This is a genomic window from Novosphingobium sp. APW14 (genome assembly GCF_032337075.1).
Taxonomy (GTDB): Bacteria; Pseudomonadota; Alphaproteobacteria; order Sphingomonadales; family Sphingomonadaceae; genus Novosphingobium.
In genome coordinates this window covers 104,109-116,518 of the sequence record NZ_JAVYAB010000008.1, presented here as the reverse complement: position 1 = coordinate 116,518, position 12,410 = coordinate 104,109, and the positions used below count along the sequence as shown (strand labels likewise).

The 12,410-nt window shown below is 63.4% G+C and carries 9 protein-coding genes; 3 read left to right on the top strand and 6 right to left on the bottom strand.

Annotated elements, in window-relative coordinates:
- Nucleotides 1-41 precede the first annotated feature (41 nt).
- Nucleotides 42-1,154 carry an ABC transporter permease gene (locus RQP55_RS11025; protein ID WP_315610245.1) on the bottom strand — a complete coding sequence of 371 codons (1,113 nt, stop codon included), beginning with the start codon at nt 1,152-1,154 and terminating at the stop codon, nt 42-44.
- A 107-nt stretch (nt 1,155-1,261) separates the two neighbouring features.
- On the opposite strand from RQP55_RS11025, the gene RQP55_RS11020 reads away from it, so the two are divergent.
- The 3 genes from RQP55_RS11020 to RQP55_RS11010 all read left to right on the top strand — a co-directional run bounded on the left by RQP55_RS11020 (nt 1,262) and on the right by RQP55_RS11010 (nt 6,341).
- The gene (locus tag RQP55_RS11020) at nt 1,262-3,946 is read left to right on the top strand and encodes a valine--tRNA ligase (RefSeq protein WP_315610244.1); all 2,685 of its coding nucleotides are present in this window, start codon (nt 1,262-1,264) and stop codon (nt 3,944-3,946) included.
- A gap of 248 nt (nt 3,947-4,194) precedes the next feature.
- On the top strand, nt 4,195-4,926 hold the full coding sequence (locus RQP55_RS11015) for a 7-carboxy-7-deazaguanine synthase QueE (RefSeq protein WP_315610243.1): 732 nt from the start codon (nt 4,195-4,197) through the stop codon (nt 4,924-4,926).
- On the top strand, nt 4,923-6,341 hold the full coding sequence (locus RQP55_RS11010; RefSeq protein ID WP_315610242.1) for an MATE family efflux transporter: 1,419 nt from the start codon (nt 4,923-4,925) through the stop codon (nt 6,339-6,341). The genes RQP55_RS11015 and RQP55_RS11010 overlap by 4 nt, the downstream gene beginning before the upstream one ends.
- Nucleotides 6,342-6,347: 6 nt before the next feature.
- Here RQP55_RS11010 and RQP55_RS11005 read toward each other — a convergent pair whose 3' ends face one another.
- The 5 genes from RQP55_RS11005 to RQP55_RS10985 all read right to left on the bottom strand — a co-directional run bounded on the left by RQP55_RS11005 (nt 6,348) and on the right by RQP55_RS10985 (nt 12,407).
- Nucleotides 6,348-8,051: an ATP-binding protein gene (locus RQP55_RS11005; RefSeq protein ID WP_315610241.1), complete on the bottom strand. Its 1,704-nt coding sequence runs from the start codon at nt 8,049-8,051 to the stop codon at nt 6,348-6,350.
- Nucleotides 8,052-8,111: 60 nt separating this feature from the next.
- Nucleotides 8,112-8,864: a TIGR02186 family protein gene (locus tag RQP55_RS11000; RefSeq protein ID WP_315610240.1), complete on the bottom strand. Its 753-nt coding sequence runs from the start codon at nt 8,862-8,864 to the stop codon at nt 8,112-8,114.
- On the bottom strand, nt 8,861-9,775 hold the full coding sequence (locus tag RQP55_RS10995) for a sulfite exporter TauE/SafE family protein (protein WP_315610239.1): 915 nt from the start codon (nt 9,773-9,775) through the stop codon (nt 8,861-8,863). Before RQP55_RS10995 ends, RQP55_RS11000 begins: the two co-directional genes overlap by 4 nt.
- Nucleotides 9,776-9,825: 50 nt before the next feature.
- Nucleotides 9,826-10,698: a hypothetical protein gene (locus tag RQP55_RS10990; RefSeq protein WP_315610238.1), complete on the bottom strand. Its 873-nt coding sequence runs from the start codon at nt 10,696-10,698 to the stop codon at nt 9,826-9,828.
- Nucleotides 10,699-10,988: 290 nt separating this feature from the next.
- On the bottom strand, nt 10,989-12,407 hold the full coding sequence (locus RQP55_RS10985) for a glycosyl transferase family protein (RefSeq protein ID WP_315610237.1): 1,419 nt from the start codon (nt 12,405-12,407) through the stop codon (nt 10,989-10,991).
- Nucleotides 12,408-12,410 lie beyond the last annotated feature (3 nt).

The following is a 12,410-nucleotide window of genomic DNA, read 5'->3' as shown; positions in this document are numbered from 1 at the left end:
GGCCTCGGCCACGTCTTCGCGGATGTCCTTGATGTCCTCGCTCATCCCCAGCCCACTTCGGTAAAGAACACGGCGAAGAAGGCGTCGAGGACGATCACCATGAAGATCGCCTGGACCACGGCCATGGTTGTGCGCAGGCCCACCTCTTCGGCGTTGGCCTTGACCTGCATACCCTGGTAGCAGCCCGACATCGCCACGATCAGCCCGAAGAAGGGTGCCTTGACCAGCCCGACCCAGACATCGTGCAGCGGCACTACTTCCTGCACCCGCATCAGAAAGGTCATGAACGGGATGCCCAGCGTGAAGGCGGAAATGAACGCCCCGCCAACAATCGCCGCGATCGCGGCGTAGAAACCCAGCAGCGGCATCATCACCACTGACGCCAGGATGCGCGGGATCACCAGCGCCTCGACCGGAGAGACCCCGATCGTGCGCATCGCGTCGATTTCCTCGGTCAGCTTCATCGTCCCAATCTGCGCGGCAAAAGACGAGCCCGATCGGCCCGCAACCATAATCGCGGTCATCAGCACTCCCAGTTCGCGCAAGGCGATCCGCCCGGTCAGGTTCACCGTCAGCATTTCCGCCCCGAACTGCGAAAGCTGGACCGCGCCCTGCTGGGCGATGACGATCCCGACCAGGAAGCTCATCAGCCCGATGATTCCGAGGGCCGATATCCCCACCAGCTCGGCCTGGCGCACCACAGCCAGCCAGCGCATCCGCGACGGGCTGCGCACAATGCTCCACCAGGCGACCAGCACCGCCCCAAGGAAGCCAATTCCCTGCACCGCCCCTTGCGCCCAGGTCGCGACCAGCCGGCCCACCCCTTGCGCGGTCCGCTGCGCTGGTGGCAATTGTTCGGCGCCCTGCTCACCGTGACCTTTGGACTTGCTCACGGCGGCGATCAGGCGCTGCGCCTTATTGCTCGCACCAACAAGTTCGGCGTTATGGTCGCGCAGCAGGCGCCAGACAGTCCAGGCACCCACGGTGTCGATTTCTGGCACGGCTGCAAGATCTATGGCGGCGATTTCACCCCCACGCTCGCGCAGAGCGCGGTCGACCACCCCGATCGATGAAACCGTCAATGGCCCGGACAGCGCCAGCACGGGCCGTCCGTCATCATCCTGTTCGATGGTAAAGTCAGCCCAGACGCGCATCGCCCCTATGGTGCGGGAAAAAAGCCGCGCCGACAAGGGAAGCTGGTCTGATTGGCGGGCTTACCCGCCTTGCGCGGTGAAGCTGGCGCTGGCAAAGGCCCCGAACGATGACCGAAACAACGCATAGCTCCGAACTGCCCAAGACTTTCGACCCCGCCGGTATCGAGGCGAAGTGGTACGCGCATTGGGAAAGCAACGGCCTGTTCCGCCCGGAACGCCCGGACGCGCAGCCCTTTACCATCGTCAATCCGCCGCCGAACGTCACCGGCAGCCTGCATATCGGCCACGCGCTGGACAATACGCTGCAGGACGTGGTGATCCGCTATGAGCGGCTGCGCGGCAAGGATGCGCTGTGGGTGGTCGGTACGGACCACGCCGGGATCGCCACGCAGATGGTGGTCGAACGGCAGCTGGAACAGCGGCAGGACAAGCGGACGAACTACACGCGCGAGCAGTTTGTCGACAAGGTCTGGGAATGGAAGGCCGAAAGCGGCGGCACGATTACCCGCCAGCTGCGCCGCCTGGGCTGTTCGATGGACTGGTCCAGAGAACAGTTCACCATGGACCCGCACTTCACCCGCGCCGTGGTGAAGGTCTTCGTCGATCTCTACAACCAGGGGCTGATCTATCGCGACAAGCGGCTGGTCAACTGGGACCCCAAGCTCAAGACCGCGATCTCTGACCTTGAGGTCGAGACCCGCGAGGTCAAGGGCGGCTTCTGGCGCTTCCGCTATCCCTTTGCCGATGGCTCGGGTCATGTCGAAGTGGCCACCACCCGCCCCGAAACCATGCTCGCCGACATGTGCGTGGCGGTGAACCCAGAGGACGATCGCTACAAGGCGGTCGTCGGCAAGGAAATCCTCCAGCCGATCACCGGCCGCCGCTTCAAGGTGGTGGCCGATGAACACGCCGATCCCGAACTCGGATCAGGTGTGGTCAAGATCACTCCGGGGCATGACTTCAACGACTTTGAAGTTGGCAAGCGCGCCGGGATCAAGCCGGCCGACATGCTCAACATGTTCGATGCCGAAGCCCGCGTGGTCCAGACCGCCGATGGCATGGTGCCCGAAAAGTACCTTGGGCTCGAACGGTTTGCGGTGCGCGAGATGATCGTGGCCGACATGAAGGACGCCGGGTTCCTGATCCCGCACGTTACCAAGGACAAGGATGGCGAAGAGGTTCAGGCCGATTTCGAACCCCGCACGATCCAGACCCCGTTTGGCGATCGCGGCGGCGTGGTGATCGAACCCTGGCTGACCGACCAGTGGTACGTCAACGCCGAGCACCTGGCCAAGGCCCCGCTTGAAGCCGTTCGCAGCGGCGCGATCGAAATCGTGCCCAAGACCTGGGAAAAGACCTTCTTCAACTGGATGGAAAACATCCAGCCATGGTGTGTCTCCCGCCAGCTGTGGTGGGGCCACCGCATTCCGGCGTGGTATGCCGAGGACGGCGAAGTTTTCGTGGCCGAGACCGAGGAACAGGCCCAGGCGCTGGCCGGCGGCAAGGCCCTGATCCGCGATGACGACGTCCTCGATACCTGGTTCTCCTCCGCGCTGTGGCCCTTCGCCACGCTCGGCTGGCCGGACCAGACCGACCTCGTAAAGCGGCACTACCCCAATGACCTGCTGATTTCCGGCTTTGACATCCTGTTCTTCTGGGATGCCCGCATGGCCATGCAGGGGCTGCACTTCATGAAGGAAGTGCCGTGGAAGCGGCTCTACCTGCATGGGCTGGTGCGCGCCGCCGATGGCCAGAAGATGTCCAAGTCCAAGGGCAACGTGGTCGATCCGTTGGGCCTGATCGATCAGTACGGGGCCGATGCGCTGCGCTTCTTCATGTGCGCCATGGAAAGCCAGGGCCGCGACGTGAAGATGGATGAAAAGCGGGTTGAAGGGTACCGCAACTTCGCGACCAAACTTTGGAACGCCGCCCGTTTCTGCCAGAGCAACGGCATCGGCGCGAGCCACGCGGTCGCCGCGCCAGCCTCCACCTCGGCCGTCAACAAATGGATCATCGGCGAAGTTGTCGAAACCCTGGCCGAGCTCGACAAGGCCATGGCCGACCTGCGCTTCGATGCCGCGGCCAATGCGGTCTATCACTTCGTCTGGGACCAGTTCTGCGATTGGTACATCGAACTGATCAAGGGCCAGTTCGACGCCGAGACCAAGGCCGTCGCCGGCTGGGTGCTCGACCAGATTCTGGTCATGCTGCACCCCTTCATGCCATTCGTCACCGAAGAGCTGTGGTCCAAGCTGGGTGATCGCCCGGACCATCCGCTGATCACCGCGAGGTGGCCGCAGCCGGGTGCCAGCGTCGATGCTGCCGCCAAGGCCGAGGTCGACTGGCTGATCGCGCTGATCGGCAACCTGCGCACCGCCAAGAACGAGCTGGGCATTGCCCCCGGCGCCAAGCTGGACGCCTTCCTGCCCGAACCTAGCGCCGCGACGCGCGGAATCATCGAACGCAACCCGGCAGCGATCGAACGGCTCGCCCGGCTAAACGGCATCCGCTTTGAAGCGGCCCCGGCTGGCGCCGCCATGCAGGTTGGTGCCGGCGATGCCAATGTGATCATTCCGCTGGAAGGCGTGATCGATATTGCCGCCGAAAAGGCCCGCCTGGCCAAGGCGCTGGAAGTTTCGACCAAGGAGGCCAAGAGCCTGGAGGGCCGCCTCTCCAACGCCGCCTTCGTCGAGAAGGCCAAGCCCGAAGCCGTCGAAAAGGCCCGCGCCGACCATGCCATGCACCAGGCTGAAGCCGAACGCCTGGCAGCGGCGCTGGCGCGTCTGGGGTAAGCATAAGCCTGTTCCCCCTCCCCTGAAGAGGAGGGGGCCCAAGCTCTGCCCCTGTCCTACTCGGCCCAAATCTGCCAAGGACGCAACGCCATGCCGATGACGTTTACCTGTCCTGCGCCCTTTTTTTCCGCCCACGCGGACAAGGCGGACCGTTTCCGCACTATTTCTGGCGATTTTTCGGTAGTTTCGGCCTGTTGGGAAATGTGGACTCAGTGTCCACTCTGTCCACTTCAGGGTAAGGCTGCGCCATGCTGACGCTTGCCACCACAACCCCCGGTGAGCCCGAGATCTTCGCCTCATTGCAGGGCGAAGGCCCCAGCATCGGCCGCCCGGTCGCCTTCGTGCGGCTATCGCGCTGTAACCTGGCCTGCACCTGGTGCGACACGGCCTATACCTGGCGGTTCGAAGGCGATAACCGTCCGCACCGCGATGGACTGAGTTTTGAGCGCAAGGCCAACCAGGTGATGCTGGAAGAGGCCGAGGTCGCCGCGCGGATCATGGCGCTGGGGCAGGACCGGCTGGTCATCACCGGCGGCGAACCCCTGCTGCAAGGGGCCGCGCTGGCGCGAATGGTCGCCCTGCTGGACGGCATGACCGTGGAGATCGAAACCAACGGCACCGTTGCCCCGCACCCGGCGCTTGATGCGCTGGTCAGCCAGTACAATGTCAGCCCGAAACTCAGCCATTCGGGCAATCCCATTGACTCTGCACAGATTCCCGAGCGTCTGACCGAGTGGATTCAAAAACCTCAAGCCTGGTTTAAGTTTGTCGTGGCAACTCCGGCTGATGTCGACGAAGTGATCGCGCTGATCGAAACGCACGGCCTGCCGCGTGAGCGCGTTTTTGTGATGCCCGAAGGAACGGACAGCACCACCCTGCGGAGCCGGGAACGCTGGCTGGCACCGCTGGCGCTTCAACGTGGGCTCCGCCTGTCCGACCGGATGCACATCCACCTTTATGGAGATACCCGCGGGACATGAGCGACGCACCCACGGCAACCGGCCCCCTGCGGGGCAACCTGACCCAGGGGCCACTGACGCGGACCTTGCTGGTCTTTGCCCTGCCGCAACTGATCGGCAATGTACTGCAAAGCCTGAACGGATCGATCAACGCGATCTGGGTTGGGCAATTGCTGGGGGATGAGGCGCTGGCTGCCACGGCCAATTCGAACATCCTGATGTTCCTGCTGTTCGCGCTGGTCTTTGGCTTTGGCATGGCGGCAACGGTGCGGATCGGCCAGGCCTGGGGCGCAAACGATGTGATCACCGCCCGGCGCATACTGGGTGCGGCGCTGGGGCTGACGGGCGCGATCTCGCTGGTCATGGCCACCCTGGGCATCCTGTTTGCGGACAAGGTGCTCGATCTGCTCGCCACCCCTGGCGCGGCCCACGATCAGGCGCTGGCCTATCTGCGGGTGGTGTTCATTGCCAACCCGATTGCGACGATCACGACGATGATCGCCATGAGCCTGCGCGGAGCAGGCGATGCGGCGACGCCGCTGCGCTTCATGATCCTGGCCACGGTGCTGGACGTGGCGCTCAATCCCGTACTGATCCTTGGCCTGGGCCCGGCACCCGCACTCGGCATCGCCGGATCGGCCTGGGCGACCGTTATTGCCACCAGCATCGGCTTTGTCGCCATGATTGGCTGGATCTATGCCAAGGACCTGCCGCTGCGGCTGCGCGGGGCAGAACTGGCCTGGCTGTGCCCGCGTTGGCAGGAAACGCAGTACCTGCTCTCACGCGGGCTGCCGATGGGCGCCCAGATGCTGATCATCTCGGGCGCCGGGGTCATCATGATCGGACTGGTCAACCGCGAAGGGCTGGTCACCGCCGCGGCCTATGGCGCGCTGCTGCAAATCTGGAACTACATCGGCATGCCGGCCATGGCGATCGGTGCGGCGGTCAGCGCCATGGTGGCCCAGCACATCGGTGCCGGGCGCGAGGACCGGGTCGATGCCATCAGCCGGGCCGGAAGCCTGGCCAACCTGGCGATGACCGGGCTGATGATCGCGGCGCTCGTGCCGTTTGACCGGCCGGTGCTCGAACTGTTCTTGGGCGCCAGCAGCCCGTCGGTGGCGGCGGCGCTGCATATCCAGGACCTGGCGATCTGGACCTACCTGCCGTTCGGCATCACCATCGTACTGTTTGGCACCCTGCGGGCCTATGGCGTGATCTACGCCCAGCTCGCCGTGCTGTTCACCGCCATGTATGCCGTGCGGCTGGGGGCCTATTACCTGCTCTATCCGGTGCTTGGCCCGGATGCGCTGTGGTATTCGTTCCTGCTCAGTTCGGTCACTTCGCTGGCGCTTACGCTGCTGACCTATTTCAAGCTGCCGTGGCGCAAGCGGATGCTGGCGCGGATCATTTCGGCACGCGAAGGTGTGCCGGCGTGATCCGCTTCACCGTCCCTGCGCGCGCCAGCGCTGGACGGTGCGCTGGACCATTTCCTCTTCCCCGCCGGAGTTGCGCCAGAGCTCGCTGATCGAAGGGTCGGCAGAGGCGGGGCGCTTGACCTCTTCCAGCTCATCGAAGGCAACGCGGATCGGGATCGAAACGCCTTCGCCGCAGATGATGCATTCGCGGTTGCGCAGTGCGGGAATCGAATCGAGGAAGCCCCGCGCCCCTTCGGGCATGGCGGCCTTGACGAAGGCCTGATCGCGATCGTTGTTGAGGCGCATCGAGATGATCGTGCCGCACTGCGATAGTACGCCTTCGGCCAGGTCGGACGGACGCTGGGTGATCAGACCCAGGCTGACGCCGTACTTGCGCCCTTCCTTGGCAATGCGCCCCAGGATCCGGCCAACCGAAGAGCCATCGGCGTTCTTCTCGTTCGGAACATAACGGTGGGCTTCTTCGCAGACCAACAGGACCGGCCGGGTCTTCTCGTCCCGCGCCCAGATCGCAAAGTCAAAGACCATGCGGCTGAGCACGGCCACGACAGTTGCCGTGATATCCGATGGCACGCCGGAGACATCGATAATCGAGATCGGCTTGCCCCGGCTGGGCAAGCGGAAGATCTTGGAGATGAACTCCGCCATGGTGTCGCCAACCAGCATGCCAGAGAACATGAACTGAAAGCGCGGGTCAGCCTTCAGCTCATCGATCTTGGTCTTGATCCGCATGTAGGGGGCCGATGACGTCGACTTGTCGAGCTTGCCCATTTCGGTCTGGATCAGGTTGGTCAGGTCTGAAAGCAAATAGGGGATCGGGCTGTCGACAGTGATCTTGCCCAGCGATTCAGCCAGACGGTTCTTGGATCGTGCCGCGAGCAGGCACTTGCTGAGGATGTCCATGTCCTCTTGTCGGTCGTTGCCGCTGGAGGTCAGGAAGACTTCGCAGTGCTCCTCGAAGTTCATCAGCCAATAGGGCATCTGCAGGTTGGAAACGTCGAAGATCATGCCCGTCTGCTTGAACGCGGCCGAATACTCGCCGTGCGGGTCGATCATCACGATGTGCCCTTCAGGCGAGCTCTCGCAGATTCGGTGAAGGATCAGCGCCGCGCTGGTCGATTTGCCGGTACCGGTAGAGCCAAGCAGGGCGAAATGCTTACCCAGCATGGCATCAATGTACATCCCGGCGCGGATGTCCCTGGTCGGGAAGACAGTGCCAACCTGGATCGAGGAGCGACCATCACTGGCATAGATCTGCCTCAGGTCGTGGCTGGTCGCCGGGTAAACCAGGGCGCCAGGGATTGGGTAATGGGTAACACCGCGCCGAAAGGAATGGATCCGCCCCGTCAGGCGCTCTTCATCGCCCTCTCCGAGGAAATCGATCTGAGCCATGATCCCGCCCGGTGTTTTGGCATCCTGGCGCTGGGTGCGGACCGAGGCCAGCAGCCAGCCTTTGCCAACGCGGATCTTGACCTGGCTGCCAACCTGACCGGCCAACGCCACAGACGGATCGAAATCATCGGTGCATTCGTGCAGGCGCTGAAGATCAAGTGCGATGGCGGAACCTGAACCAGCAATTTCAAGAACAATTCCGATGGGTTCGCGCGCGTTGTCGATCTGCTGATCGGCAGCAGGTTCAGCGTCAGGATCGGAAATGTCTTGGTCCGCAGGATTTTCGCGCTGGCCAAAACCGCGGCTCTTGATACTTTCCATGCCCGTGGACCCCCCGCTCGCTGGCGCTGGGGATCGATAGGCTAATACGGTTAAAATGGCCTAAACAAGCGCGAACAGCCGCCCTGCAATAAAGCCCATGCCGACCGAGACAAGCACAGCCAGCAGTCCATAGAGGAAGCCATTGTTATCGGCGAACTCGGCGACCAGTCGCTCAAACCCGACTTTACGAACCTCGACCCGGGCGACAGCAGATGCGACTACGCGGCCTTTGCTGATCGCGAAAGTCTCGGCCGTATAGGTGCCTGTCTGCACCGATGAAGGCAGCCTGATCCGAGCCTGGTACAGGACCTGCTCGCTGACCCGCACGCCATGCGGGTCTTCCTTGAAGAGCCCCTCACGGACACGGCGCTCAACCAGGCCCGCAGAAAACCGACGCTGCTCTGTTGGGTCAAAAGCCCCGATTGGAGAAAGCTGGAGCCAGGGCAGGCCAAGTTCGTAAATCGCCGCCGTCTTTTGATCGACGATCCTGTCGATCGGCTTGGACGAAGCCACTGCAAAGAACGCAGGAGCTGAGCGGAATTCCGCGCTTTCTGCGTTGACCCAAATGCCCGCAAGCCGCTGCTTCTCGCGCAAGACAATCGAATTTGTCGGTCCTTTGAGCACAACGACAATATCGTAGTCCTTCCCGGCACGAGATCCTTCGGGCGTCAGGATCGCGCCGTAAAGCAGCAGTTCAGTACCGGTGAAACCCTGGCGCACCTGGATTTCATGCTGCGAAACCTCTGGCACCAGAATCGGATCACGCGCACCGCCCAGCAGGATGAGGCACAGCAAGGCAAGCAGCGCCCTCACAGCGGGGAGTCCGTGTAAATCTCGTCTGGCTGCCAAGCGAGACCGATCAACATGCGCAGCGCGATCAGCAAAACTATCGCGGCAAGGACAAAGCGCAGCCGCTCTGCCGGTAACTTTTGTGCCAGCTGCGTGCCGATCTGGGCCCCGGAAACCGAACCAATCAGCAGCAAGATTGCCAGTACGATGTCGACCGCTTTGGTGGTCAACGCATGCATCATCGTCGTGATCATGGTCACGAACAGGATCTGGAACAGCGACGTGCCAACCACGACGTTGGCGCTCATCCCCAGGATGTAGAGCATCGCCGGAACCAGCACGAAGCCGCCACCGATCCCCATCAACATCGTCAGCACGCCGGTAAACATGCCCAGCAGCAGCGGTGCCAGCGGCGAAATGTAGAGGCCCGAGCGATAGAACCGCCAGCGCAGCGGCAGGTTGGCGACCATCGGATGATGGCGGCGCTTGCGCGCGGGCAAAGGCACCCCGGTCCGCTGCGCCTTGACCGCCTGCCAGCTTTCGCGGGCCATAAGGGTGCCGATCGTACCCAGCAGGCCGACGTAGAGCAGGTTGATGACGATATCGATCTGGCCCCATTGCTGGAGCACCCGGAACAGGATCGCCCCGATCCCGGTGCCAACCACGCCGCCTGCAACCATTACCGTACCCATATGATAATCGACACCGCCGCGCCGCGCGTGAGCAAAAACGCCGGATACCGATGCCCCGGTCACCTGGCTGGCGGCCGAAGCCGCGGCCACCGTGGGCGGGATGCCATAGAAGATCATCAAAGGGGTGGTCAGGAACCCGCCGCCCACGCCGAACATGCCAGACAGGATACCGGTCAGCGCGCCGAGCGCGACGATGACCAGGCCGTTGACCGCCAGGTTGGCAATGGGAAGGTAGACGTCCATCTGCGGGCCATGGCTAGCCCAGCAGGGCGGCGGAAAAAAGGCGCAAGACCCTAGAAACCTGCGGACAGCGTGATTGCCGGACCGGATTGGGGGGCAGCATTGCCTGCAGCACGCAGCCGCCAGTCCGCAGAAAAGCGCCCCTGACCGCCGCCGATCGCGAAATCAAGTGTCGCGGTTGGCCCCACATCAAGCCGGCTGGCGCCTTTCTGCGCGCCGCCCCAACTGCCAAGCCCGACCCGCAATTCGCCGCGGCCCAAAGGCACAAGGCGCTGCTCGATCCGCAGCTGGCCATCGACGAAGGCGGTTGAATCCGCCCCTCCGATCAGGCCAGCCTGGCCATAGGCTTCAGCGGACAGCCCGCCAAGCAGCTCAATTCGCGGCAACTCGGTTATCGCGGCAATCGCTGGGCGAAGGGCCACTCCTGACGCAAACCGGGTCGCGCGCATTTCTGCTTGCAGCGCAACCGGCAGGCCCGCAAGCGGCCGTGCGGCGACACCCAACGCCGCTTCCTCTCCGCGCGGCCTGCGGACCGCGCTGCTGGCCCGCAGGAACAGGGCAGCATGCTGGACGCTTGACGCAGAGAGCCGGTAGCGGAGCACTGCCCCCGCCTGGCTGGCTCCGTAGCTGGGCGAAGGTAGCCCCGCAGCAGTCGGTACCGCACCACCTGAGCGAAGCATGAACCAGCCATCAGCCGACCAGCGGCCCACGGGCTTGGGGAAAGGCCGCGCAGGCCGCGCCGCGCCAAGGTAAGGCTCCGCTTTGCCGCCGGTATCCCCTGTTAGGCGATCCACGACAAAGTCCGGTACGGGCAGGTGAGCCACCCCCGCCATCCAGGCCAGTTGGTGCGCCGCCGCCACCCTTGGGCCGTCAAACCGACTTGCGGGCGGAACGAATTCGAGGTGCGGAGCCGGTTTGACCACCATTGCCGGACCCAGCTGGATGGGAACTGCTTGTGGCGGAGGGGCAAGGACAACTGGCCGTTGGTGCGTCGCCGTCGGCTGGGAGGCAGCCGCCTCGCTCAAAGCCGACGTGTTCGGCGCCACAGTTAAGACTGCAGGCAACATCCGTGCCACTGCATGTGAGACCGGAGCAGGCAGTCCGGGCAGCTCAATCTGCTCCCAAAGCGCCGCGCGCAGGCCAATCCATCCCACCATCATAATGGCCAATACAGCCAATGGTTGTCCGCGCCGCCTGCGCTCTGCAGGCCTGCCGCTCATGCCGCTGCCTCTTGCAAATAGCTGGCCGCCGGGTGGGCGAGATGTTCGGTTTTATCCCAGCCCACAGGATGGCCAGCAAGGCTGCGCATATAGCCAACAATCGCCCTGCGCCCTGCCATAATGGCAATAACATTAGCCACCGGAATGCGCAGCACCGCGCGCAGGCCTTCAGCCCAACCATATTCCTGGCCCACGAACAGCATCCTTAGCAGTGCCCGCCAGGCCAATCCGGCCAGACCGATGCTAAGCAGGATACGGTGAGCCCCTGTCAGCGGCATATGGGGCACAAGGCCAACAATTTGGGTCAGGGCCAACAGGCCATCCAGGGCCAGCAAGGCGTAGGCCGCTGCCAGCACCAACGTGGTCAACGGACCGCGTCGGTCTCGCAGCGTCATCCAGAATTCCAGAGGCTTGGCGCTCCAGCCAAAGCGATCCCACCCCTGGAAGGCAATGCCATGGATCCAGCGCGTCTTCTGGCGAACGGCAGCAGCCAGTTTGTCCGGGAAGCAACTGGCTGTGGCAACAAGACTGCCATCGGCCGCGCGCAACCTCAGAAAGGCGCTGCCGCGACCGGTCTTGGACAGGATCAGTCCCAGTTCGTAATCCTCGGTCAGCGCGTCAGGCGCAAACGGACCAGCGCGCGGCCCCGCCGGTTGCATGTTGACCAGACGCGCAAGCGCGGCCCGCGAGAGCCCGCAACCAACTCCGGCTGCAGGTAAGGCAAGTCCCAGCTCGCTGCGAACGACCATCGCCTTCGCATGACTTTCGGTGAACTCATCGGCATAGTGGCCCGAAATCCAGCGATTGGCTTGGTCGGCTACAGGGCGAACCGGAAGCTGCACGAAATCGACCGCCGCGAGGGCCGCGTCGATTGCCGCCAATGCGTCAGGGTGGACCATGTCTTCGGCGTCGTGCAGCACAACACCACGAAACCGCCTGCCGTCGCGCTTTTCATCCACCTCCAGCGCGGCATAAAGCCGGTTCAAACAGTCCGCTTTGGTGGTTGGCCCGTTCGCATTGACCAGAACCAGCCGCAGCCTTGGATCGTCGCCGGCCGCCTGAATCGCCGCCGCGAGGGTCACCGGGTCATTTCCGTAACAGCCAACATAGAGCCGCAACGCCTCTTGCCGCCAGGTGAGCAGCATGTGACGGATCGTGGTGCCGATCACCGCGCTTTCAGCAAAGGCCGGAATGAAGACTGCAACAGGGCCCGCCAAAGGGGCAACTCCATAGCCGGCAGGCAGCGAGCGGGTCCGCGCCCGCCCGGTCAATTTCAGCCAGAACCATGAAAGATCGATCGCAAGCTCATCAAGCAGGCCAACCGCGAGCCAGAAACCTGCAAAGAGCAAAAGCTCCCGCTCAGCAAGCAGCACAGCTTCCAGCGCCCAGCCGATATCCCCTGCTGATCCTGCCATCAT